Below are 23,832 nucleotides of genomic sequence, written 5' to 3' on the forward strand. Positions count from 1 at the left end.
TGGCGTCCGTCGTCGTTGCCGCGCCTGCGCGGCCACATCAACCACCACTCACCCCTGCTCCCATCCCGTCCGCCTTCGGCCCACACACCGTGGAGCGGGCGTGGTTCAGGGCGTCAAGGGGGACTGTCCAATCAACGGCTCTGTCCCGTAATCGGTGGTAGCGCTATGTGGTGGTCATTGGAGGAGGATGCGGTGGCGGAGTAGGGGAAATCCGGCTCGGCCGTGGATTTGTCTCATGATCCTCTTGGTGCGTGTGTTGACGCCCTCGGTGCGGCCGTTGTGGTGGGGGTGAGTGAGGCCGGCGTTGACCGCGGCGCGGTCGAGTTCGAGGCCGTTCGCGAAGGCGTGCAGGTGGGACAGGTCGCAGGCACGGACGGCCGTGATCCACTCGGTGAGCTTGGTGTCGTTGCCGGTGGCGGGGGTGAGGAGTTCGGCGAACTCCTTGACGAGACACGCGAGTTCGGTCATCTCGGGGCAGGCGGCAGTGAGTTCGCACAGAAGTTCGGCGTCCTTGTCCCGCAGGTCGTCAGGGCGGGTGAGGAGAAGGCGGGCGAGGCGGCGCGGGGTGATGACGGGCCGTTCGCCCTCAGCCCGGCCCTGGGTGATGTAGCGGTAGAGAAGATTGAGGCTGCCGGTGTAGCCCAGTTCCTTGATCTCGCGGAAGAGCTGAAGCACGGGGACGGCGGGGTCCGCGGCCCGGCGGGCGCGCAGGTGGTCGCGGTAGGGGTCGACGAGGGTGGGCCGGTACTGCGGGGCCCGGCGCAGGGCGTTGGGCTCCTGGGTGCGGGCGTAGCGCTTGACGGTGTTGAGGGCGAGGTTCAGGCGGCGGGCGCATTCGAGCAGGCCGACGCCCTTGCCGAGGAGGTCGTGGACCTGGTGCCAGCGTTCGCGGGTGGTCTGACCGCGTGTTCCCTCGGGGCGGGGTGGGTTGACGGTGGCCCAGCAGGAGCTGTGGGAGCGGACCTCGGCCAGGGCCTTGTCGCAGAGGTTGTGCCACAGGTGCCACCGGTCGCTGACCTGCACCGCGGCGGGCAGGGCCCGGCGTATGGCCTCGCCGTAGGCGCCTGAGCCGTCCCGGCAGACGATCTCAGCGCCGGGATGCTCGCGCAGCCACGCCTCAAGGGTGTCCGCGCTGCGGTCGGGGAGTACGTCGATCCGCTCGCCGGTCTCGGCGTTGATCACGATGGTGGCGTACCGGTGGCGGCGCTTGAGCGCGAAGTCGTCCACGCCCAACACCCGCGGCACCCAGCGCGGAGGCAGCGGCAGTCGCATGAGCATCCGAAGGGCGGTCGAGCGCGACACCGCAGTGGCCAGAGCCCGGGAGAGGCGGGCGCCCGCCCGGCCCGCTAACTCCTTGACTACGCTGCCGAGTTGCTCGGTGAGCCGGTTCGTCCGGCGCTGGTAGCGCCTCAGCAGGCCGGGCACCTGCTCACGAAACGTCTGCCGCGGACAGTTCAGCACCGGGCACACCAGGCGTCGCACCCTCACCGACACCACCACCCGCCTGCCGTCCACCGCCACGTCCGCCACCGTCCGGCCGTGCAAGCCGTGCACCCGCCCGGTCGGCGTCCCGCACACCGGACACGGCACCGGATCATCGCGGGTACGCGCCACCACCCGGACCAGCTCACCCTCATCCGCCACACCCTCGATGACCAGGGCAGACAGACCCGAAAACACCACACCCACAAGGGCGTTGACCTCAGGCACGCCCCAGCCTGACACACAGTGACGTACGGTCACCACCGATTGCGGGACAGAGCCGTTCTTCTTACAGTCCCCCAGCGCATCACCTCGGGCCCTGAGAGGTGGTCGGCATGAGCGGTAAGCACGGCAACGGCGAAGGCTCCATCTATCCGTACCGGAACGGCTTCGCCGCGTACGTGTGGGTAGACACTCCCGAAGGCAACCGAAAGCGGAAGTACGTCTACGGGCCCACAAGGGCTGCCGTGCATGAGAAGTGGGTCAAGCTCCATGCTGAAGCGAGCAAGGGACCGGTGGCCACCAGCTCGCCGACGCTCGCGCAGCACCTCGTGTACTGGCTCAAGGACGTGGTGCAGGCAGATCTGAAGCCGAAGACCGCCGAGACCTACGCCATGCATGTCCGCCTCTACATCGCCCCTGGCCTGGGAGAGAAGCGGCTCGACAAGCTCACCGTCCGCGACGTGCGCACTTGGATCAATGACCTGCTGGAGCAGTGCCAGTGCTGTGTTCAGGGCAAGGACGAGAAGCGGCCTGCTGATCAGCGCCGCTGCTGTGCCATCGGCCAGTGCTGCGGTCAGACCCCGTCACGACGCACCGTCCAGGACTCCCGGACAGTTCTCCGATCGGCACTCACCAGCGCTATGACGGAAGAACTGATCACGAAGAATGTCGCCGGACTGGTCAAGGTCCGATCGGGCAGGAAGCGCAAGCCCGAACCCTGGTCGGTCGAGGAGGCGCGGACCTTCCTGGAAGCCGCACGGAAGGCAGCTGACCCGCTATACCCGGCCTATGTGCTGATCCTCGTACTCGGCTTCCGGCGTGGGGAAGTGCTGGGCCTCACGTGGAAGAACGTGGACCTGGGCGCGGGGGAGATCACGGTCGCGCTTCAACTCCAGCGGATCAACCGTCAGCTGGTGCATGACGAGACCAAGACCGAGGCGTCGTCGGCCACCCTGCCCTTGCCTGAGATCTGCGTCACTGCGCTGCGGCTCCGCCGGAAGGCTCAGGAGATCGCCAAGAGGGCGGCTGGTGAGCTGTGGACCGATTCGGACTTCGTGTTCACGACGCGGTACGGAACCCCGATCGAGCCGCGGAACTTCAACCGAGCCTTCGCCGCGCGGTCGGCTGCTGCCACTGTCCGCAAGATCCGCTTGCACGACACCCGGCACACCTGCGGGTCACTGTTCGCCGCCCTCGACGTGCACCCCCGCACCGCAATGCAGATCCTTCGTCACAGCAAGATCGCGGTGACGATGGAGGTCTACACCCATATCCCGTCCGAGGCCACGCGGCGGGCTCTCAAGAAGCTGGGCAAGCACCTCGGTGCACAAGATCAGACGTAATTGCTGTACTTCGCTGCTGTACGACGCCAAAGAGCCCCTACCGGGTTTCCCCGGTAGGGGCTCTGAGCTGCGGTGGACCTGTGGGGATTTGAACCCCAGACCCCCTCGATGCGAACGAGGTGCGCTACCAGACTGCGCCACAGGCCCTTGCAACGAGTGAAACTCTAGCACCCTCGGAGGGGTGCTCGGAAATCCGCTCCCCCGCTGGTCAGCCGGGTCGGCATGGCATCGGGTCTCACTCGTTGGCGGCGCGGGGCCGGTCGCCGTCCTCGTACTGGTCGAAGAGCGGGGTCCGGCCGCGGTCACGGGTGCGGCGGGACTGGTTGGTGCGCTGGCGCGGGGCCGGGTCCACGGGGGGTGCGGTGGGAGTCGTGGTGCCCGGCTGTGCCGGTTCGGCGGTGCTGGAGCGGGCCGCGCTCCAGGTCTCGGGGTTGCCGACCTCGACGCCGCCCGTGGTGCGCGGGGCCACGGGCGCGGTGACGTAGGTCGGCAGCGGGACCGGGACCGGCTCCCAACTGTCACCCTGGGCCCGGTCGCGTTCACGCTGCTGGTCGACCCATTCCGCGTGGTCCGTCTGCTCGACCAGCGCGCGGCGGCCCGCTTCCTGCGGGGAGACCGTGGCGGCGGGCTCGGGCTCGGGGTGGCGCGCTTCGGGCTCCTCGTCGGGCTCGGCAGGGGCCGTGACCGCGGGCTGGTGCCTGCGGTGGCGGTTCTCGCGCAGGTGCTGCGCCGCCACCTCCGCCCTGCGCCGGTCCATGGTGAAGGCGAACCGGCGTCGTTCCTGGGCGCGCAGATGCACGATGTACGTGCTCAGCAGCACGGCGGGCACCGCGGGGGCCCACAGGAAGTGGAGGCCGCCGACCGCCGCGACGACCGCGCCGAGGGTGAAGGCGAGGAAGAGGACCGAGGTGGTGCGCCGACGGCGCGCCAGCACCTGCGAGCGCTGGGCACGCCGGGCGCGCTCCGCATCGATCCCACCCGGACGCGCACGCCGTGCGGGCACGGGCGCGGACGCGTGTGCCGGCCCTTCCTGAACCTGCCGCTCCTGGGAACCCTGGGACGCCCGCGCCGTGGAAGCCGCACGTTCCGGTGCGCGCACCGGAACGTGCAGACGGGCTTCGGTATGCGCCGGCGGCGCGGCGAAGGCCCGGACGTCCACGGAATCCACTCGGTCCGTGCCCACGTCCGGGTCGGCGTCGGGCTCCGCCTCCTCGGCAGTGCGCTCCCGCAGCTCCTTGGCGTACCGGCGCTCCATCGCCGCCCGTCCGGACAGCAGCCGGATGGCGGTGCTGAAGCGTTCCGTCGGACGGGCTTCATTGAGCTCGTCCTGCCTGCGGAGCCACATCGGCACCAAGTAGGCGGCCCAGGCCCCGACGATGACTGCATAGATGAGGCCGCTGCTGCTCACGTCTCACACCGTAGAGGGGTTTGCACGGAGGCATCCGCCAATTGGCCCGGTGTGTCGCACGATCTGGCTGATATCACGGACTTTTTTTGTGATTGTTCGGATCAACAGTCGGCGATTGCACGTTCGTTAGCGGTCACACGGCGATCAATTTCGAACATTCATTTTATTTAGCGCGGCGTCCCGGGTCGTGCCTGGTGCCAGCGCCGGAGCAGCCCGTCCGGCACCTCCTCCGCGGTGAGCGCGAAGATCAGATGGTCCCGCCAGGCACCGTCGATGTGGAGATAACGTGGCCGCAGCCCTTCCTCGCGGAATCCGAGTTTCTCCACGACCCTTCGGCTGGGCCCGTTCTCGGGCCGAATGCACACCTCGATGCGGTGCAGTCCGACCGACCGGAAGCAGTGATCGACGGCGAGAGCGACCGCGGTCGGCATCACACCGCGGCCTGCCACGTCCTGGTCCACCCAGTAGCCGATATGGCCCGAGCACATCGAACCCCAGGTGATCCCGGCGACCGTCAACTGCCCGACCAGGCGCCCCTCGTACTCGATGGCGAAGGGCAGCATCCGGCCGGCGTTCGCCTCGGAGCGCAGGTGGCGGACCATCTGACGGTACGTGGGGCGCCGGGCCACCGGACCGCCCGGGCCGGGCGGGGGGACGGTCGCCTCCCAGGGGCGCAGCCAGTCGCGGTTGCGCCGGTTGACCTCCCGCCACTCGCGCTGGTCGCGCATCTTTATCGGCCGGAGGGCGATCGCGCCGTCCGTCAGGATCACCGGCCAGGTCGGGACGTTCAGCTCGGGCTCCCGGGTCGGGGGTGGTCGCCGCCGCGGAGCTGATCGACGGCGTGCACCAGAAGGCGTTCGAGGACGGCGAGGCCGTCGCGCACCCCGCCGGTGGAGCCCGGCAGGTTCACGATGAGGGTGCGGTCCGCGACTCCGGCGAGCCCACGGGAGAGCGCGGCTGTGGGGACCTTGTCACGGCCCTCGGCACGGATCGCCTCGGGGATGCCGGGGATCTCGTGGTCGAGGACGCGACGGGTGGCGTCGGGGGTGCGGTCGGTCGGTGAGATACCCGTTCCGCCGGTGGTGACGATGACGTCGTACGCGGCTGCCACCCCGGTCCGCAGAGCCTGCTCGACGGGGTCACCGTCGGGGACGACCTGCGGCCCGTCGACGGCGAAGCCGAGAGCGGCGAGCGCCTCGGCGATGAGGGGGCCGCCCCGGTCCGCGTAGACACCGGCCGAGGCGCGGTTCGACGCGGTCACGACGAGCGCGGTGCGGGGGGCGGGCGGCGCACCGTCGAGGGGCGCGCCCTGCGCGTGCGGGTCCGGAAGCGACGCCGCATGCTCGCCGCCGGCCGCCGCCGTCCCGTCCGGGCCACCGGGCGCCACCGCGTCGGGCGCCGTCATGCGTCCGCTCCCTCTGTCGCGGGGCGCCGGTAGTCGCCGGACTTGCCGCCGGACTTCGACTCGACCCGGACATCCGTGATGACCGCGCTCTTGTCGACCGCCTTGATCATGTCGATCACGGTGAGCGCGGCGACCGAGACGGCCGTCAAGGCCTCCATCTCGACGCCGGTGCGGTCCGTCGTCTTCACCGTGGCGAGGATCTCCACCGCGTCGTCGGCGACTCTCAGGTCGATCTTCACGCCGGAGACGGCGAGCGGGTGGCAGAGCGGGATCAGCTCGGGGGTGCGCTTGGCGCCCATGATCCCGGCGATACGCGCGGTGGCGAGGGCGTCGCCCTTGGGGACTCCCTCGCCACGGAGCAGTTCGACGACGCGCGGCGAGACGAGGACCCTGCCGCTGGCGCGGGCGACGCGCGCGGTGACGTCCTTCTCGGACACGTCGACCATCCGGGCCGCACCCGCCTCGTCGAGATGCGTCAGCCTGTTCTGCGTACTCACTGAACTCCGCCTAGCGGTAGGGCGCCCGTTGCCCGCTCGGCCTGCACCGGAGTGCGGCCAGGGGTCCGGGGGGTGTCCCCCGGTAAGGCACAGCGGCAGATACCGTACCGCCACCGGGTCGCGTTCAGCGGAGCAGGATCACCTCGGTGACCGTGCCGGGCTCCGCGGAGGTGACGTCCTCGGGCAGCACGATCAGCGCGTCCGCCTGGGCGAGGGCGGCGATCAGATGCGATCCGGAGCCGCCGACGGGGGTGACGGTGCCCTCCTCGGCGTCGTACGTGCCACGCAGGAACTGGCGCCTGCCGGATGGCGAGGCGAGCGCCTTGTCAGTCTTCAGCGTGGCGCGGACCGTCGGGCGGGTCACGTCTTTCAGGCCCATCAGCGTGCGGATCGCAGGCCGTACGAACAGCTCGAAGGAGACGTACGACGAGACGGGGTTGCCCGGCAGGGCCAGCAGGGGTGTGTGCTCGGGGCCGATCGAGCCGAAGCCCTGCGGCTTGCCCGGCTGCATCGCGAGCTTGCGGAACTCGATGCCGCTGCCCGGCTCGTCCGCGTCGCCGACGGAGGACAGGGCCTCCTTGACCACGTCGTACGCGCCGACGCTGACGCCGCCCGTGGTGACGATGATGTCGGCGCGGATCAGCTGGTCCTCGATCGTGGCGCGGAGCATGTCGGCGTCGTCGGTGACGGCGCCGACCCGGTAGGAGATGGCTCCCGCGTCGCGCGCGGCAGCCGTCAGCGCGAAGCTGTTCGAGTCATAGATCTGGCCGCCGGCCAGTTCCTCACCGGGCTGCACCAGTTCGCTGCCGGTGGAGATGACGACGACGCGCGGCCGGGGCCGCACCTTCACGGTGGAGCGGCCGATCGCGGCGAGCAGCCCGATCTGCGGCGGTCCGATGACCGAACCGGCCCGCAGGGCCAGATCGCCGGGCTGCACATCACTGCCGCGGTCCCGGACATGGGCGCGGGCCGCGACGGGGCGGTGGACGCGGACCTCGCCGCCCGCGTCCTGCGGGGCATGGCTGTGGGCGCGCATGGTGCCCGCCGCGCCGCCGCCCGTACCGCCGTCGGTCCACTCGACCGGGACGACGGCCTCCGCACCGGCCGGCAGCGGGGCGCCGGTCATGATGCGGGCGGCCTCACCGGGGCCGACGGTCTGGCCGCCGGAGAGTCCGTCGCTGCCCGCCGCGACATCACCGATGACCGTGAGCACCGCGGGGAACTCTTCGCTGGCGCCCTCGAGATCGGCGGTGCGGACCGCGTATCCGTCCATCGAGCTGTTGTCGAAGGGCGGCAGGGCGATCTCCACCATGACGTCCTCGACGAGGACGCAGCCCTGGGCCTCGGGCAGTTGCAGCTCGATGGGTTCGAGCGGCCGTACCGCGGCGAGGATGTCCTTCAGGTGCTCGTCCACCGACCAGATCGTGCTACTCAAAGTGCTACATCTCCTCGGTGACGTAACTGCGGAGCCAGGTCCGGAAGTCCGGGCCCAGGTCCTCACGTTCGCACGCGAGTCTGACAATGGTGCGGAGGTAGTCGCTCCGGTCGCCGGTGTCATAGCGGCGGCCCTTGAAGACGACACCGTGCACGGGGCCGCCGATCTTCTCGTCCTCGGCGAGCAGCTGCAGGGCGTCGGTGAGCTGGATCTCGCCGCCGCGGCCCGGCTCGGTCCTGCGCAGTATGTCGAAGACGGCGGGGTCGAGGACATAGCGGCCGATGATGGCGAGGTTGCTGGGCGCGTCCGCCGGGTCGGGCTTCTCGACCAGGCCGGTGACCCTGACGACATCGCCGTCCGTGGTCGCGTCGACGGCCGCGCAGCCGTACAGATGGATCTGCTCCGGCTCGACCTCCATCAGCGCGACGACACTGCCGCCCTCGCGCTCCTGGACCTCGACCATGCGGGCCAGCAGCGGGTCTCGGGGGTCGATCAGGTCGTCACCGAGGAGGACCGCGAACGGCTGGTCGCCGACGTGCGGTGCGGCGCACAGCACGGCGTGGCCGAGGCCGCGCGGGTCGCCCTGGCGGACGTAGTGCATGGTGGCGAGGTCGCTCGACTCCTGGACCTTCTGGAGCCGTTCGGCGTCTCCCTTGCGGGTGAGCGCGGACTCCAGTTCGTAGTTGCGGTCGAAGTGGTCCTCGAGGGGGCGCTTGTTGCGACCTGTGATCATGAGTACGTCGGAGAGGCCGGCCGCCACCGCTTCTTCGACGACGTACTGGATCGCGGGCTTGTCGACGACAGGCAGCATCTCTTTGGGAGTGGCTTTGGTGGCCGGCAGAAAGCGCGTACCTAGCCCTGCGGCCGGAATGACAGCCTTGCTGATCCTGGGGTGCGACTGAGTCATGCGCGCAACCCTAACCGGTACCCATGGGCGGAAGATGAGCGTCCGGTTAATTTTGTACTCATATATGTACACACGAGAGATTCGCAGGTGCCCGTTGAACACCAACATGCCCCAAAAGGCCTCCCTGCGGCGTGAACTGCTTGCCGCGCGATCCCTCCTGAACAGGGAAGACGTGAACAACGCCGCGATGGTTCTGTCCCGTGGTGCAGTAAATCTCCCGGAGTTGGCCGAGGCCCGGACCGTCGCCGCCTATGTCTCGGTGGGACGCGAGCCGGGCACCCGCCCACTGCTGGATGCGCTGCACGCGCGGGGCGTACGGGTGCTGCTGCCGGTGCTCCTCGCGGACAACGACCTGGACTGGGCCGCGTACGAGGGTGGCCACAGCCTCGTTCCGGCAGCCCGCGGACTGCTGGAGCCGGACGGTCCGCGGCTCGGGCCGGACGCCGTTCTCGACGCGGACGTGGTCCTGCTGCCGGGCCTCGCGGTGGACGGGCGCGGGATGCGGCTCGGCCGCGGCGGAGGTTCGTACGACCGGGTGCTGGCCCGGCTCGCGGCGGCCGGGGCGCATCCGGCGCTGGTCGTCCTGCTCTACGACAACGAGGTGGTCGCGCAGGTTCCTGTGGAACCGCACGACCACCCCGTGGATGCCGTGGTGACACCGGCCGGAGCGCGGCGCTTCACCGTCTGAGCCCGGCCGGAACCGCCCCGGGCCCGCCGTCTTCCTATGACGGCTTGAGCGTCAGGACGGCTTGAGCGTCAACGTGTCCTTCGTCGCCTTCGCCACCGCATTCGTCCCGAAGGACCAGTCGAGCAGTTCGCCGTTGACCCACTTGTCGGTCTGATCGGTGTAGTGCGCGCTGAACGCGTGCCCGGAGGCACCGGTGAGGTTGACCCAACGGGACTTGTCCCAGTCCCCCACGTTGAGGACCATCCGCATCGACGGGACCCAGATGACCTCGTAGCCGCCCGCCGCGTTCCAGCCGGAGGCGTTGACCGCGGCCTCGCCGCCGCCGAGGTTCCACGGGCCGCGGTTGAGGGCCCGCTGGAGCACATCGGGGCCTTCGGTACCGAGGGTCTGGTTCTTCAGGGTCAGCTGGTGCAGCCGGCCCCAGCTCCACGTGGAGATGTCCTTGCCGAGCTTGGCGGTCAGCTCCCAGCGGGCATCCTCCATGGCGCGGCCGAAGAGCTCGTCACGGGTCTCGGTCGCCTTGTCCTTGCGGCTCTCCGGCGACTGCCACCAGTCGTTCTTCTCGTCGTCCATGAGACCGGCGACCACCTGGTACCAGCGGTCGCCGCCGTCCGGCTGCGCCGAGTCCGTGTCGCGCTGGCCGCACTCGCGTACCGGCTTGTCCTGCTCGTCGACCGGACCTGTGCTGTCGGCCGGGAGCACGGTGAGGCACTCGCCCTTGACCCGCAGCTCCTTGGGGAGCTTGTCACCGAAGGCCAGCTTGAGGATGTTGCGCCAGACCGCATTGAAGTAGGCGGCGGCCGCCGAGTCGGGCTCCTGGGTGTAGTCCCAGCCCTCCAGGAGCTTCTGTGCCTCGCGGACGCTCTTGTCGGAGACATTGATCTTCATCAGCTCGGGCACCAGCAGTGCGGCGATCTCGCTGGTGTTGTCCATCTGCATCTTCTGCATGTCGTCGGTCGAGATCTTCCCACCGCCCTTGATCTTCGACTCGATGAGGTCGTTGATCCGCTGGCTGCGGGTGCCGTAGCCCCAGTCCTTGGTGAGCATGGGGCGGTACTTCTTCTCGTCGATGACGGCCTGGTTGGCGGTGACGATGTAGCCGCGCTTCGGGTTGTACTCGTACGGCAGCTTGTCGAACGGGATCGGGTTCTTCTCCCAGCCGTACGACGACGCCCAGCCGGGGCTCGGCATCGTGCCGTTGCCCGCCTTGCGGACCGGGATCTTCCCCGGGGCCTGGTAGCCGATGTTGCCCTTGGTGTCGGCGTAGATGAGGTTCTGCGAGGGGACCTCGAAGTGCTCGGCGGCGGCTCGGAAGGTCTTGAAGTCCTTGGCGCGGTTGAGCTCGAAGACGGCGTCCATGGAGTGACCCGGTTCCAACGCGGTCCACTTCAGGGCGACGGCGTAACCGTCGCCGCGGTCCGGCGCGGCGTTGGTGACGGGGGCCTTCTGGCCGACCTTCTCCAGCTCGCCACTGCGGTCGGAGACCAGCGGACCGTTGTTCGTCTCGCGCACGGTGATGTGCCGGCTCTCGCCGCCCGCGACCTTGATGGTCTCCTTGCGGGTGACGAAGGGCTTCACCTTGCCGTCGTACTGGTAGCCCTCGCCGGAGACCTTCTCAAGGAAGAGGTCGGTGACGTCCGCGCCGAGGTTGGTGAAGCCCCAGGCGATGTCCTGGTTGTGACCGATTATCACACCGGGCATGCCGGAGAAGGTGTACCCGGCGGTGTCGTACCGGCAGGTCGCCGAGAGCTGCCTGCAGTGCAGCCCCATCTGGTACCAGAGCGACGGCAGCTGCGGCGCCAGGTGCGGGTCGTTGGCGAGCAGCGGCTTGCTGGTGGTCGTGTAGGCGCCGGAGACGACCCAGGAGTTGGATCCGATGCCGTTGCCGTTCGGGCCGAGCAGCGCGGGGATCTCGTCAAGGGTGTCGGAGAGCGAGGAGAGCTGGGTGTTCAGGCCCTCGGTGGCGCCCTGCACGGTGTTCGCGCCGACGCCGGTGGACGACGTCGCGGCCGGGTCGAACGCGCCGGTGACCGGCGAGATCGCACCCTGGTCGACAATCGGCCGGTGCTTGTCGTACGGGTACGCGGGGTAGAGGTCCTCGATCTGCTTCTTGCTGAGTCTGCTGGTCATCAGCGAGCGGTCGATCTCGTCCTGCATGTTGCCGCGCAGGTCCCAGGCCATCGCCTTCAGCCAGGCGACCGAGTCGACCGGGGTCCACTTGGTCGGCTTGTAGTCGTTGGTGAGGCCGAGCGCGGCGTACTCGACGGCGATGTCCTTGCCGTCGCGCCCCTTGAGGTAGGCGTTCACCCCGTCCGCGTACGCCTGGAGGTTCTTCTTGGTGTCCGCGGACAGGACGGTGTCGTACTCCTTCTGCGCGACCTTGCGCCAGCCCAGCGTCCGCAGGAAGGCGTCTGTTTCGACCTGCCCGGAGCCGAACATCTCGGAGAGCCGGCCGGCCGTCATGTGACGGCGGACGTCCATCTCCCAGAAGCGGTCCTGAGCCTGTACGAAGCCCTGGGCGCGGAACAGGTCGGTGTCGGAGTCCGCGTAGATCTGCGGGATTCCATAGCTGTCGCGCTTGACGTCGACGTTGGCGGCGAGGCCGTCGATCTTGACCGACCCGTTCGTCTGCGGGTACGAGGCGCGCACGGTCGCTACGGACCAGTACGCGCCGTAGCCGATACCCGCGACAAGCGCCAGCACCAGGACGATCACGATCAGGCGGGCGCGTCGCCCCTTCTTCTTGCCGGTCTTCGCACCGGCAGAACCGGAAGAGCCGGAAGAGGCGGTTGTGTTGGCGGGCATCGCTGTCCTTCGAGGGGCAGGGTGGTCCTGGGAGTGCAGGAGCAACCATAGGCGCAGCACCGAAGCGGGTCCGACGCGGTATCGGGATGCATCGAATCGGGGAGCGATCGCACGAGCACTCGAACGCGTCAAGAAAGCGTTAAAGATTAGGTAAGGTAATGAAGTACCGGCCGCCGGAGAACGATTCGGCAGGCGTACGCAGGGAAGGAACGGCCACTGACTGTCCACGCGCTCAACGAACTCCTGCTCGTCTGCTCGCTCGTCCTGCTCGTCGCCGTCGTGGCGGTGCGCATCTCGTCCCGCAGCGGGCTCCCCAGCCTGCTCCTGTATCTCGGCATCGGGATCGCCATCGGGCAGGACGGGATCCTCCACATCAAGTTCGACAACGCCGAACTGACCCAGGTGTTCGGCTATGCCGCCCTTGTCGTGATCCTGGCCGAGGGCGGCCTCGGCACGAAGTGGAAAGAGATCAAGCCGGCGTTGCCCGCCGCCGCAATGCTGTCGATCGTCGGCGTCGCGGTGAGCGTGGGCGTCACCGCGGCCGGGGCGCACTATCTGGTCGGCCTGGACTGGCGACAGTCGCTGATCATCGGCGCGGTCGTCTCGTCGACGGACGCCGCCGCGGTCTTCTCCGTGCTGCGCAAGGTGCCACTGCCTGCCCGGATCACCGGTGTGCTGGAGGCCGAGTCAGGATTCAACGACGCCCCCGTGGTGATCCTGGTGGTGGCCTTCTCGACCAAGGGGCCGGTGGACAGCTGGTACGTGCTGGTCGGTGAGATCGCCCTGGAACTGGCGATCGGCGCGGCCGTCGGCGTCACCGTCGGCTGGCTCGGCTCGTTCGGACTGCGTCATGTGGCACTGCCCGCGTCCGGCCTCTACCCGATCGCGGTGATGGCGATCGCCGTGTCCGCGTACGCGGCGGGCGCCCTGGTCCACGGCAGCGGCTTCCTGGCCGTCTATCTGGCCGCGATGTTCCTCGGCAACGCCAAGCTGCCGCACTGGCCGGCCACTCGCGGCTTCGCCGACGGGCTCGGCTGGCTGGCCCAGATCGGCATGTTCGTCCTGCTCGGGCTGCTGGTCACCCCGCACGACCTGCTCGACGACTTCTGGCCCGCGGTCATCGTGGGTCTGGTGCTGACTGTGGTGGCGCGCCCGCTGGAGGTCTTCATCTCCCTGATCCCGTTCCGGATGCCGTGGCGGGAGAAGGCCTTCATGTCATGGGCGGGACTGCGCGGCGCCGTCCCCATCATCCTGGCGACCATTCCCATGGTGTCCGGGATCGAGGGCTCCACCCGCGTCTTCAACATCGTCTTCGTGCTCGTCGTCGTCTACACACTGATCCAGGGGCCGACCCTGCCCTGGCTGGCCAGGGCCCTGAAGATCGCCGAGGACCCTTCCGAGGCCACCGACCTGGGTATCGAGTCGGCGCCGCTGGAGCGACTGCGCGGGCATCTGCTGTCGGTGGCGATCCCCGGGAGATCGAAGATGCACGGCGTGGAGATCGCCGAACTGCGGCTGCCCGCCGGAGCGGCCGTCACCCTCGTCGTACGGGACGGGAAGAGCTTCGTGCCCGGACCGGCAACCATGCTGCGGCGGGGCGACGAACTGCTGGTCGTCGCGACCGATCCGGTGCGCGACGCGGCCGAGGCCCGGCTGCGGGCGGTCGGCGAGGGCGGCAAGCTGGCCGGATGGCTGGGGACCGACGGCGGCGCCGATGGGATCGGCAGGACGAGGACGCACCACTGATCCGAGGCTACGAAGGTCTGATCGCGCGCAATCACAGGCACGCACCGCATCCTGACCTGTAGCATGAAGGAAACGTGATCGACAAAGATCGATAGATCCGGTCAACACCGGATCGACCAACTCTGCCTGACGCAGAGCTGGCGCGACCGTATGGCGGTCGTGGCGTCCTCCGCCTCTGCTGCGAGCGCCCGGCATCTACCGCAGTTCCGCGCGAAGAGGACAGCTCTCGGCAGCTCCCGTCCAAGGCCGGCACCCACAGGTGCGGACCGCCGGACGGGAGCATGGCTACCAGGCGGCAGAAAGGCATGGACCGTGGCGTCCACGGTCTCCGACCGCCCCGGTTACGGGCAACTGCTGCGCACCCCCGGTGCGTGGACCTTCCTCCTTCCGGGCTTCGCCGCACGGCAGCCCTTCGCGATGCTGACCATCGGCATCGTCCTGCTGGTGCAGCACATCACCGGTTCGTACGGCAGCGCGGGCGCCGTCGCCGCTGTCACCGGTGTCTCCATGGCGCTGTTCGCCCCGCAGAGCGGCAAGCTCGCCGACCGCATCGGCCAGCGCGCCGTACTGCTGCCGGGAGTCCTCGTGCACGCGGCGTCCGTATCGGTGCTGGCGGCACTCGCACTCGCGGACGCACCGCTGTGGCTGCTGTTCCTGGCCGCCGTGCCGGCGGGTGCGTCCGTCCCGCAGATCGGCCCGATGGTGCGGGCCCGCTGGGCGGCCCTGCTGGGCGCGGCACCCGGCCGGAAGGCCTCGCCCCTGATGCCGACCGCCGCCGCCTTCGAGTCGGTGACGGACGAGTTCACCTTCGTCATCGGCCCGGTCCTCGCCACAGCCCTGTGCACCGGGGTGCATCCGGCAGCCGGACTGATCGCGGAGGCCGCACTGACGCTGGTGGGCGGCCTGCTCTTCGCGGCGCAGCGCCGGACCCAGCCCGCGGTCCGCGCCACCACGTCCGACGCCTCCGGACGGCACACCTCCGCCCTGTCCGTACCGGGTGTACGCGTGCTCGCGGTGGCGTTCCTCGGGATCGGCGCCGTCTTCGGCGGCATGCAGGTCTCCTTGACCGCATTCGCCGAGGAGATCGGCCGGCCCGGTGCGAACGGCCTGCTGTACGGGATCTTCGCGGCCGGCAACATGCTGGCCGGGATCGCCTGCGGTGCCATCGCCTGGAAGAGCGGACCGCGGCGCAGGCTGATCGCCGGGTACGCGGCGCTGACCCTGACCGCGTCCGGGCTGTGGGCCGTGCACTCCGTGCCGCTGCTGGCCGGGCTCGGGCTGCTCGTCGGACTCTCCATCGCACCCGCGCTGATCAGCGGATACACGCTCGTCGAAGCGTTGGTTCCGGCGTCCGCGCGGACCGAGGCGTTCACCTGGCTGACGGGTGCGGTCGCGCTCGGACAGGCGGCGGCGGTGACGGTCGCCGGACGGCTCGCGGACGCCCACGGCGCGAGCACCGGATTCGTGGTGCCGCTGGTGGGGACCGTACTGGCGCTCGTGACCCTGGTGACGCTGCGTTCGCGGCTGACACCGAGAGCTCCGGGACGGACCGTGGCACGTGGTGTCGCTCACCGAGAGCCGGTCACGGTGGACTGATCCAGCGGAATACGTCAGTATGGAGCGTCGTTAGCACTCATTGAGTCAGAGTGCCAGGAGGATCAAGTGCCGACCTATCAGTACCAGTGCACCGAGTGTGGCGAGGGCCTCGAGGCGGTGCAGAAGTTCACCGATGACGCTCTGACCGTGTGCCCGAACTGCGAGGGACGCCTGAAGAAGGTGTTCTCGGCGGTCGGCATTGTCTTCAAGGGTTCCGGTTTCTACCGGAACGACAGCCGCGGCTCCTCGTCGAGCAGCGCGCCGGCTTCGGCGGCCGCGAAGGCATCCGGTTCCGCTTCGTCGACTTCCTCGACGGGGTCGGACTCGAAGTCGCCCGCGTCTTCGTCCGCTTCCTCCTCTTCCTCGGCGTCGTCCTCCGCGTCGTCGTCGAGCGGTACGTCGGCCGCCTGAGCCGAGGTACCGCATCTTCACACTTCGTCCGAAGGCCCTGCCGATCCGATCGGCAGGGCCTTCGGCATTTACAGCCCCGCTAGTGTGATCGCATGGTGAACGCAGAGATCGGTGTCATCGGCGGCTCGGGCTTGTACTCCTTCCTGGAGGACGTCACCGAGGTTCGCGTGGACACCCCGTACGGACAGCCGAGCGATTCCCTCTTCCTCGGCGAGATCGGCGGCCGCCGGGTCGCTTTCCTCCCCCGCCACGGACGCGGCCACCATGTGCCGCCGCACCGCATCAACTACCGCGCCAACCTGTGGGCGCTGCGGTCCGTGGGCGTACGTCAGGTGCTCGGCCCGTGCGCGGTCGGCGGACTGCGTCCTGAGTACGGACCGGGGACGCTGCTCGTACCGGACCAGATGGTGGACCGCACCAAGGCCCGCACGCAGACGTATTACGACGGGGAGACCCGGGCGGACGGGGTGGCGTCGAACGTGGTGCACCTGGGCTTCGCCGACCCTTACTGCACCGCGGGGCGCAAGGTTGCCCTGGCCTCGGCCCGCGCCAGGGGCTGGGAGCCGGTGGACGGCGGGACGCTGGTGGTCGTCGAGGGGCCGCGCTTCTCGACCCGGGCCGAATCGCGCTGGCATGCGGCGATGGGCTGGTCGGTGGTCGGCATGACCGGGCATCCGGAGGCCGTGCTCGCCCGTGAACTGGGGCTCTGCTACACGACGATGACGCTGGTGACGGACCTGGACGCGGGCGCCGAGGCGGGCGAGGGTGTCTCCCACGGGGACGTACTGAAGGTGTTCGCGGCCAATGTGGACCGGCTGCGGGCGGTGCTGTTCGACGCGGTGACGGCGCTGCCTGCGGAAGGGGAACGCAGCTGTCCTTGTGCGCATGCGCTGGACGGGATCGAGACGGGGATCGAGCTGCCGTAGGGGGTGCGGCCCGGGCTCGGTCCAGGCGCCGGTCCTGGCTCCGGCTCGGCTCCGATCGTGGCTCTGCGAGAGGGGCGGGGCGGCCGGGGCGCTGGTGGGTGACCGGCTTGTCCACAGCGCGTGTGCTGTCCACAGGGCCCGGCGGGAATCGCGTGGACAGTGGACCGTGAGGGGTGTCGGTGTTCGTCCGAACACCGGACTTCGCGCTCCTCACTCCTCACGGCAGGTGGTGTCGGCCATGTTCTCGCCCGTTTCTCCGACCACGTCCCCGTCCGATGTCCGGCCGACGGTCCCCGGTCCCCCGGTGGCTGCGCCGCCGCCCTGTGGGGTACCCGCGTTCGCGCCGCTGCGGGTTCGCGGGGGTGGTGGGCGTCGGTTACGGCGGGCGGTGTGGCGGCAGCGCCGCGCCATGGCGGCCGGGCTGGCGCTGACAGCTGCGGCGCTGGCCGCGGCGGGACTGACCGGTGGAGACGGTGGCGGCGGGGCGTCGGACCGCCCGGGAGGCGCGGCGCCGGAAGAGGAGCGGCGGCCGGTTCAGCTGGTGTCGGCGCCGGTCCGGATCGCGGATGCCGCGACGGTACGGCTGCTGCGGCCGGGCGACCGCGTCGATGTGATCGCGGGCGGGGGCGCCGGGGCGGACGCCAGGGTGGTGGCGAAGGGGGCCCGGGTGGCGGCGGTGCCGCGGACGGCGGCCGATGGTTTTGCCGGAGACCTCGCGGAAGGCGGCGCGCTGGTCGTGCTGTCCGTGCCCCGGAGCACGGCGGCGTCGCTGGCCGGCGCAGGGATCTCGGCCCGGCTGGCGGTGACGCTGTGCTGAACCGGACACGCCAGCTCATTTGCGCTGACGAGCTGCCAAGCCACCGACGGAAAGGTGCAGATTGGGTGGTTTTGCCTCGTACTGCCGTAGGTTGCGGACCAGTTCGCTCCCCCTACGGCGCAAGCGGAGGAAGACTCACCCGTGAGCGAGAAGAAGAAGGTCAGTCTGCTGGAAGGCTTCAAGGCCTTCCTGTTGCGCGGCAATGTGATCGACCTGGCGATCGCTGTCGTCATCGGCGCCGCGTTCACCGACATCGTGGACGCGTTCGTCAAGGGCGTCATCAATCCGCTCGTCGGTGCGTTCGGCAGCAAGGATCTGGAGAACTACAGCTCCTGCCTCAAGGGCCCGTGTCACGGACCCGAAGACGGGCGAGGCGACCGAGGGCATCCGGATCCTGTGGGGCTCGGTGGTCAGCGCCACGCTCAGCTTCGTGATCACGGCAGCCGTCGTCTACTTCATGGTGGTGCTGCCGATGGCCAAGTATCCGGCCGGGCGAGCGGCGATGCAGGCTGCCGAGGACGGCGTGCAGGAGACGCCGGAGGTGAGCGAGCTGGAGGTGCCGAAGGAGATCCGCGACGTGCTCGTCTCGCAGCGCAGTGGTCCGACGGGCGAGGGCCGCGGCCAGGACCCGGGCCGCGGCCACGACGAATAGCTCAGACGTGGTGGGGTGGCTTCTCGTCGAGGAAGCGCGCGAGGTCGGCGGCGCTGCCGCCGGCCGGAGCCCGCTCGCCCCACCCTCGGTCCGTATCGTCCGCGGACTGCTGGTCCAGCGGATCGTCGAAGATCAGAGCCGGCTTGGGCTTCCTCTGCTCCGGCTGTGTCGGGTTTGTCGGCTGCGTCGGTTTCGAATCGCGCGGTCCGGGGGCGGGGGCGGTGCTCATACCACCAGGGTACGGCGGCGGTCAGCGATCCTTCGGGTCGAGCATCCAGAGCCCCAGGGCGACGAGGAACGACAGACAGAGGAACCCCGCACCCCACCAGGCCGTTCCGGTGTTGCCCTCCATCCATTCGTCGACGACGACGGTCAGACCCCAGAGCTGGCCGATGACGACGGTCATGGCAAGGGCCAGCCGGGCCGTCAGTTTCGAGGAGCGCTCGGGTTCCTGGTCGGTGCCCGCTCCCGGGCCCGGACCGGTGCGGCGGACCCGGGGGTCGCCGTAACCACTGGTGGAGCGGATCTGCGGATAACGCTCACGGACGGGGCGGTTCAGCTCCGGCCGGGCGCTGCCGGCGTGGTACTCCGGGTAGCCCTTGCGCTCCGGGTCGGCGGGCTGCTGGGCGCCGGTCATGGCCGCCTGCCGGGGGTCTCGGCTTCGGTTGCCCCGGTACGGGGCGCCTGCGCTCCGGGAGCATGCGCCGGGGGTGCCTCCACTCCGCCGCCCCGGACCGAGAGGCAGCCGATCCGCGCGGCGAGGTCCGGCCGTTCCTCGCCGATCTGGCGGCACAGACCGTGCTCGATGCTCTCGCCGGACCGGGTGGTGCCGACGGCCCAGACGCTGCCGTCGGCCTCCTCGGTGAGCGCCACCTTGGGCAGGGGCCGAGGCGGCGGTCCAGCGGTGACCTCTCCGGTGCGGGCGTCGAAGACGCCCTCGTGGCAGGGGCAGTAGAGCTCCCCCTCCGCGCCGCGGTCCTTGCGCCAGAGCACCGCGCAGGCGAGATGGGTGCAGATCGCGGAGTAGCCGACGAGGGTTCCGTCGTCCAGCCGGACGGCGACCGCCTTGTCCTCCTCCTCGGGGTAGCTGAAGGCGATGGACTCGCCGGGCAGGAGCTGAGCGGTGATCCTTCTCGGCTCGGGGGCCTTGCCGTCGTCGGGCTCCCCGTGGCGCGGGAGCATCCCGCCGGCTACACCGAGACCGCCGATGGCGAGTCCGCCGGAGACAGTGGCGACGATCCGGAGATAGTCGCGCCGGGTGGTGAGGGAGTCGGCGGCAATCCGGTCGTGCAGGGCCTCGCGTGGGTCTCCGTGGGAGCCCCGGTCCCCGGCCGGCAGCTGTTCGGTGACGCTCATCGGCGGACGTCCTTCCCGTTGATCTCGACGACGGGAAGACCGCCGGGCACCGGCCACTGGACCTTGTCCGCGGGGACGACCATGGCCACGCCGGTACGGACCTCGGTCTCGCCGAAGGTGAAGGTGTCGGCGATCTGGACGCCGGGCCGCTCCGCCTGGAGCTCCTCGGCCGTTCCGTAGAACAGCGCCCCGGTCGGGCAGACGGTGGCGCACATGGGGGCGAGACCGTAGGCGGTGCGGTCGTAGCAGAGGTTGCACTTCATCTGCAGCTTCGCCTGGAGGTCGATCTTCGGGACGCCGAAGGGGCAGGCGTTGACGCAGTTGGCGCAGCCGATGCAGCGGGTGGTGTCGGCCTGCTGCACCACACCGTCGGCGGTGACCAGGATCGCGTCGGCGGGGCAGACCTCGGCGCACGGGGCGACCGGGTCCTCGCAGTGCATACAGACCGTGGGAAGGGAGGCGACGGAGTGACCCTCGTCGGTGTAGTCGAGGTGGATCATCGACTTACCGCGGTGCGAGTCGCATTCCCGGCAGGCGGAGACACAGGCCTGGCAGCCGATGCAGCGCCCCGGGTCGATGAAGATCGTTCTGCCCATCATGCGGGCCTCAGCTCCTCTCCGAGGTGCCACGGCCCTGCGGGGCGGTGGGCGGCAACGGGTCGGTACGGGAGACCTGGGCCTCCGGGTAGGCGACATGGCCGGGTGCGACGGGAGGTGCGGGGACCTCGTCGATCTTTTCGGCGTGCTCGATGCGGCAGGCGCACACCTTGTACTCGGGGATCTTGGAGCGGGGGTCGAGGGCGTCGATGGTGAGGGCGTTGGCGGCGGTGGGGACCGGCCAGTGGTACGGGACGAAGACGGTGTCGGGACGGATCGCCTCGGTGACCAGGGCGGGGAAGACCGCGCTGCCGCGCCGGGTGACGACGCGGACCGGTTCGCCGTTGCGGAAGCCGTGGGAGGGGTGGACCTCGGCCCAGGGCCGCGGGGTCTGTTCGACGAGGGCTCCCAGGCGGCGGGTCTGGTTGCCGGACAGGAAGTGGGCGACGGTGCGGCCGGTGGTGAGCGACATGGGGTGCTCGTCGTCGTACGGGTCCATCGGCGGGTGCCAGTCGACGACCTGCAGATGGATCTTGCCGTCGGGGTGGTAGGTCCTGCCGTCCTCGAAGAGCCGGGGGGTGCCGGGGTGGTCGGTGGACGGGCAGGGCCAGGCGATGCCGCCGGTCTCCTCCAGCCGTTCGTAGGTGATGCCGTAGTAGTCGTTGACGGTTCCCGCGGAGGCGATCCGCAGCTCGTCGAAGACCGCGCGCGAGTCGGCGAACGCAAATTTGTCGCCCGCGCCGAGCCGCCGGGCGAGTTCGCACATCACCCAGGTGTCGGTCCGTACCCCGGGGGGCGCGTCCTGGGCCTTGTTGTGCTTGACCACGCGGGCCTCGGCGTTGGCCATCACCCCTTCGTCCTCGGCCCAGGTGGTGACGGGGAAGACGACATGTGCGTTGGCAGCGGTCTCGGAAAGAAAGAAGTCGAATTGGGCATGGAATTCGGTGGCGTCGTACCCCTCCTTGACCACCCGGTAGTGGGGCAGGGAGACGAAGGGGTTGTTGCAGATGCCGATCAGGCCGCGGATCTCGCGGCGCTGCATCTGCCAGACCATTTCCATCATCGAGGTGCCGGCGGGCGGGAGTTCGGACTCCTCGATGCCCCAGATCTCGCAGATCTGCCGGCGGTGCTCCTCGTTCATGATCGAGCGGCCGCCGGGGAGGAGGTCGGACTTCTGGCCGTGCTCGCGGCCGCCCTGCCCGTTGCCCTGGCCGGTGATGGTGCCGTAGCCGGCGCCGGGCTTGCCGATGTGGCCGGTGGCAGCGCAGAGGTTGATCACGGCGAGGCAGTTCTCGACGCCCTGCGAGTGGTGTTCGATGCCGCGGGCGTGCCAGGCCATGGCCTTGGGTGCGCGGGCGAAGGTGCGGGCGACCTGGACGATCTGTTCCGCGGGGATGCCGCAGATCTCGGCGGCGCGGGACGGTGGGTACTCGGCGGCTTTGGCCTTGACCTCGTCCCAGCCGGTGGCGTGGGCGGCGAGATACGCCTCGTCGGTGAGGCCCTCATCGATGACCACGTTCAGGACGGAGGTGAAGAAGGCCGAGTCGGTGCCCGGCTTGAGGGCGACATGGATGTCGGCGGTGCGGGCGATCGCGGTCTCGCGCGGGTCGACGACGATCAGGCTGGCGCCGCGGTCCCGGGCTCCCCACACGTACTGGGTCATCACGGGGAAGCATTCGCCGACGTTGGAGCCCGCGATCAGCAGGCAGTCGGTGAGCAGGCAGTCGGAGAAGGGGTTGCCCGCCCGGTCGATGCCGAAGGCGAGCTTGTTGGCACCCGCGGCGCTGACCATGCAGAGCCGGCCGTTGTAGTCGACATGCCGGGACTTGAGGGCCACCCGGGCGAATTTGCCGACGAGATACGTCTTCTCGGAGAAGAGGCTGGCGCCGCCGAGGAGCCCGAAGGCGTCGTTGCCGTGGGCCTGCTGGATGCGCTTGATCTCGGAGACCGTGAAGTCGAGCGCCTCGTCCCAGGAGACCTCGCGGAACGCCTCGTCGCGGGAGCGGCGCATCAGCGGGGCGGTGAGCCGGTCGGGGTGGTTGACCTGCTGATACGCATTGATGCCCTTGGGGCAGAGCCGCATCCGGTTGATGTCGTGGTTCCGGGGTTCGACGCCGAAGACCTTGCCGCCGCGGTCGACGCGCAGATACATCCCGCACTGGACGCCGCAGAAGCAGCAGTGGGTGGGGACGAGCGTCTCGCCGTTCTGGTCGGCGTGCCACTGGTCGGCCGGGATGCCGCCGGCGTCCCGGAAGGCCCGGGTGCCGGGTGGTGCGAGGGAGGGGTCGAGCGGGACGACCGGACGGGGGTCGGCGGTCACTTGAAGCCCTTCTTCACATGGGAGAGATAGGCACTGCCGCGCAGCACCCGTTTGCAGCGCGGGCAGTATTCGGCCCACTCGTCGAAGCCGAGGCTGAGATCGCGCATGGTGCCGCGTAGGTTCTCGACATACGGCCCGGTGTCGATGGGTTCCTCGCAGCGACGGCAGCTGAAGATCTCCTGGTCCTGCCGGCCGGTGTACTTGAACAGCTGCATACCGACCGCGGCCGGGCGCTGCACGATGTGGAAGAACTTCCCGAACGGGATGTAGATGAGGGTGAAGACCACCGACACCATGTGGAGGATCCCCAGGAATTCGTATCCGCCGCCGTGCAGGAAGATCGACGAGAAAGTGAGCAGCAGACCGGTCACGGAGATGACGATCAGGGCGATCAGTGGCACCAGGTCGTAGCCGAAGCGCTGGCCGGTGATGGCGCCGCGGTCCTTCATTCGGCGCCAGAGGAAGTAGGAGGCACCGGGGATGACAAGCACGGCGGCGATGTCCAGGCCGTGGAACATCAGCCAGCCGAGGACGTTCAGCGAATCGAAGCCGATGATCTTGAAGCCCCAGATGCGCATCTCGTAGCCGGGGCCCGAGCCGGTGCCGGAGGTGAAGGTGAACCAGCCCCAGGTCAGCGGGAAGGTGATCAGGGAAGCGAGGATGCAGCCCCAGAAGATCAGCTGGTGGGCGCCCCAGCGGGCATACGAGCGGGCGCCGAGGAACTTCTGGAAGCCCAGATAGGTGGCGATCATCCTCGGCAGGGCGGTGGGGGCGCTACGGAAGTTGGCCATGGAGAAGAAGCTCCGCCAGCCCTGCTTGAACAGGCGCCGGGCGCCGGGCGCGGAGACCCAGACCGTGTAGCGGTAGGCGACACCGAAGGCGAGGAAAACCGTGGCGACCGCATACGGGAGGAGGGCGGAGTCGAAGTTCTCCAGAAGCCGGCTGCCGCCCACGATCGCGAGGACCAGCAGGACGGAGACGATGACGCCGGCCGCGGTCGCGCGGGAGGTGACGGACCGGAGGACCGCGGTGCGGGCGCTGCCGGGGGCGGGCGGTGCGGGCGTATTTGTGGCCGGGTTCGGCGCGGTGGCGGCTGCGCCTTCGTCTACGGCTTCTGGGGGCTCGGTCACCGGGCCACCGTAGGGCTGAATGAGGTGGTTGGTCATGATCTGGCGTCCGGCTGGGTGAGCGCGTCACCCAGCGGCACGAAACCCGGGCGC

21 protein-coding genes, 1 tRNA gene and 1 pseudogene are annotated in these 23,832 nt (G+C 69.6%); 8 read left to right on the plus strand and 15 right to left on the minus strand.

The genetic code is table 11. From position 1 onward, the window contains the following. Nucleotides 1–174 precede the first annotated feature (174 nt). Entirely contained in the window at nucleotides 175–1,680 is a 1,506-nt protein-coding gene (locus ABZV38_RS07920) for an ISL3 family transposase (protein ID WP_356326064.1), read from the minus strand. Between the two features lie 137 nt (nucleotides 1,681–1,817). On the opposite strand from ABZV38_RS07920, the gene ABZV38_RS07925 reads away from it, so the two are divergent. Beyond that, nucleotides 1,818–3,047 carry a site-specific integrase gene (locus tag ABZV38_RS07925; RefSeq protein ID WP_356325711.1) on the plus strand — a complete coding sequence of 410 codons (1,230 nt, stop codon included), beginning with the start codon at nucleotides 1,818–1,820 and terminating at the stop codon, nucleotides 3,045–3,047. A gap of 73 nt (nucleotides 3,048–3,120) precedes the next feature. Here the strand turns inward: ABZV38_RS07925 and ABZV38_RS07930 are convergent. The 7 genes from ABZV38_RS07930 to galU all read right to left on the minus strand — a co-directional run bounded on the left by ABZV38_RS07930 (nucleotide 3,121) and on the right by galU (nucleotide 8,699). Further along, a tRNA-Ala gene (locus ABZV38_RS07930) sits at nucleotides 3,121–3,194 on the minus strand. An 88-nt stretch (nucleotides 3,195–3,282) separates the two neighbouring features. Next, a complete protein-coding gene (glpR, locus tag ABZV38_RS07935; RefSeq protein WP_356325713.1) occupies nucleotides 3,283–4,455 on the minus strand; it encodes a gephyrin-like molybdotransferase receptor GlpR in 1,173 nt (390 codons plus the stop codon). A 167-nt stretch (nucleotides 4,456–4,622) separates the two neighbouring features. After that, a complete protein-coding gene (locus tag ABZV38_RS07940) occupies nucleotides 4,623–5,225 on the minus strand; it encodes a GNAT family protein (protein ID WP_356325715.1) in 603 nt (200 codons plus the stop codon). 17 nt (nucleotides 5,226–5,242) lie between these two features. Continuing rightward, on the minus strand, nucleotides 5,243–5,860 hold the full coding sequence (locus tag ABZV38_RS07945) for a MogA/MoaB family molybdenum cofactor biosynthesis protein (protein ID WP_356325718.1): 618 nt from the start codon (nucleotides 5,858–5,860) through the stop codon (nucleotides 5,243–5,245). Then, nucleotides 5,857–6,357: a cyclic pyranopterin monophosphate synthase MoaC gene (gene moaC / locus ABZV38_RS07950; protein ID WP_356325720.1), complete on the minus strand. Its 501-nt coding sequence runs from the start codon at nucleotides 6,355–6,357 to the stop codon at nucleotides 5,857–5,859. The genes ABZV38_RS07945 and moaC overlap by 4 nt, the downstream gene beginning before the upstream one ends. A 124-nt stretch (nucleotides 6,358–6,481) precedes the next feature. Beyond that, nucleotides 6,482–7,792, minus strand: a complete 1,311-nt coding sequence (gene glp, locus ABZV38_RS07955) for a gephyrin-like molybdotransferase Glp (RefSeq protein ID WP_356325722.1) — start codon at nucleotides 7,790–7,792, stop codon at nucleotides 6,482–6,484. Between the two features lie 4 nt (nucleotides 7,793–7,796). Next, nucleotides 7,797–8,699: a UTP--glucose-1-phosphate uridylyltransferase GalU gene (gene galU / locus ABZV38_RS07960; protein WP_356325724.1), complete on the minus strand. Its 903-nt coding sequence runs from the start codon at nucleotides 8,697–8,699 to the stop codon at nucleotides 7,797–7,799. A gap of 106 nt (nucleotides 8,700–8,805) precedes the next feature. On the opposite strand from galU, the gene ABZV38_RS07965 reads away from it, so the two are divergent. Next, nucleotides 8,806–9,387 carry a 5-formyltetrahydrofolate cyclo-ligase gene (locus ABZV38_RS07965; RefSeq protein WP_356326066.1) on the plus strand — a complete coding sequence of 194 codons (582 nt, stop codon included), beginning with the start codon at nucleotides 8,806–8,808 and terminating at the stop codon, nucleotides 9,385–9,387. 51 nt (nucleotides 9,388–9,438) lie between these two features. On the opposite strand, the gene ABZV38_RS07970 is transcribed toward ABZV38_RS07965, so the two are convergent. Beyond that, nucleotides 9,439–12,192: a penicillin acylase family protein gene (locus ABZV38_RS07970; RefSeq protein WP_356325726.1), complete on the minus strand. Its 2,754-nt coding sequence runs from the start codon at nucleotides 12,190–12,192 to the stop codon at nucleotides 9,439–9,441. 216 nt (nucleotides 12,193–12,408) lie between these two features. Between ABZV38_RS07970 and ABZV38_RS07975 the strand changes: the two genes are divergently transcribed. From ABZV38_RS07975 to ABZV38_RS08000, 6 genes and pseudogenes are all read left to right on the plus strand, one after another. Beyond that, a complete protein-coding gene (locus ABZV38_RS07975; protein WP_356326068.1) occupies nucleotides 12,409–13,938 on the plus strand; it encodes a potassium/proton antiporter in 1,530 nt (509 codons plus the stop codon). 312 nt (nucleotides 13,939–14,250) lie between these two features. Continuing rightward, nucleotides 14,251–15,534 (plus strand): MFS transporter, encoded by a 1,284-nt coding sequence (locus ABZV38_RS07980; protein WP_356325728.1) that lies wholly within the window; start codon nucleotides 14,251–14,253, stop codon nucleotides 15,532–15,534. Between the two features lie 66 nt (nucleotides 15,535–15,600). Further along, on the plus strand, nucleotides 15,601–15,945 hold the full coding sequence (locus ABZV38_RS07985; protein ID WP_356325730.1) for an FmdB family zinc ribbon protein: 345 nt from the start codon (nucleotides 15,601–15,603) through the stop codon (nucleotides 15,943–15,945). 92 nt (nucleotides 15,946–16,037) lie between these two features. Beyond that, nucleotides 16,038–16,871, plus strand: coding sequence for an S-methyl-5'-thioadenosine phosphorylase (locus ABZV38_RS07990; RefSeq protein WP_356325732.1), 834 nt, complete (start codon nucleotides 16,038–16,040; stop codon nucleotides 16,869–16,871). Between the two features lie 238 nt (nucleotides 16,872–17,109). Then, complete coding sequence (locus ABZV38_RS07995) at nucleotides 17,110–17,688, plus strand: hypothetical protein (protein ID WP_356325734.1); 579 nt, start codon at nucleotides 17,110–17,112, stop codon at nucleotides 17,686–17,688. A gap of 141 nt (nucleotides 17,689–17,829) precedes the next feature. Next, nucleotides 17,830–18,340, plus strand: a pseudogene (locus ABZV38_RS08000) (MscL family protein). 1 nt (nucleotide 18,341) lies between these two features. Here the strand turns inward: ABZV38_RS08000 and ABZV38_RS08005 are convergent. The 6 genes from ABZV38_RS08005 to ABZV38_RS08030 are packed head-to-tail and all read right to left on the minus strand — an operon-like array spanning nucleotide 18,342 to nucleotide 23,595. Further along, nucleotides 18,342–18,569, minus strand: a complete 228-nt coding sequence (locus tag ABZV38_RS08005) for a hypothetical protein (RefSeq protein ID WP_356325737.1) — start codon at nucleotides 18,567–18,569, stop codon at nucleotides 18,342–18,344. A gap of 21 nt (nucleotides 18,570–18,590) precedes the next feature. Continuing rightward, entirely contained in the window at nucleotides 18,591–18,977 is a 387-nt protein-coding gene (locus ABZV38_RS08010) for a DUF6755 family protein (protein WP_356325738.1), read from the minus strand. Then, the gene (locus ABZV38_RS08015; RefSeq protein WP_356325740.1) at nucleotides 18,974–19,696 is read right to left on the minus strand and encodes a Rieske (2Fe-2S) protein; all 723 of its coding nucleotides are present in this window, start codon (nucleotides 19,694–19,696) and stop codon (nucleotides 18,974–18,976) included. The genes ABZV38_RS08010 and ABZV38_RS08015 overlap by 4 nt, the downstream gene beginning before the upstream one ends. Then, nucleotides 19,693–20,295: a 4Fe-4S dicluster domain-containing protein gene (locus tag ABZV38_RS08020; protein WP_030926646.1), complete on the minus strand. Its 603-nt coding sequence runs from the start codon at nucleotides 20,293–20,295 to the stop codon at nucleotides 19,693–19,695. The genes ABZV38_RS08015 and ABZV38_RS08020 overlap by 4 nt, the downstream gene beginning before the upstream one ends. A 7-nt stretch (nucleotides 20,296–20,302) precedes the next feature. Next, nucleotides 20,303–22,612 (minus strand): molybdopterin oxidoreductase family protein, encoded by a 2,310-nt coding sequence (locus tag ABZV38_RS08025; protein ID WP_356325742.1) that lies wholly within the window; start codon nucleotides 22,610–22,612, stop codon nucleotides 20,303–20,305. Then, complete coding sequence (locus ABZV38_RS08030) at nucleotides 22,609–23,595, minus strand: MFS transporter (RefSeq protein ID WP_356326070.1); 987 nt, start codon at nucleotides 23,593–23,595, stop codon at nucleotides 22,609–22,611. Before ABZV38_RS08030 ends, ABZV38_RS08025 begins: the two co-directional genes overlap by 4 nt. Between the last annotated feature and the right edge of the window lie 237 nt (nucleotides 23,596–23,832).

This window comes from Streptomyces sp. NPDC005181, assembly GCF_040608395.1.
GTDB lineage: Bacteria > Actinomycetota > Actinomycetes > Streptomycetales > Streptomycetaceae > Streptomyces.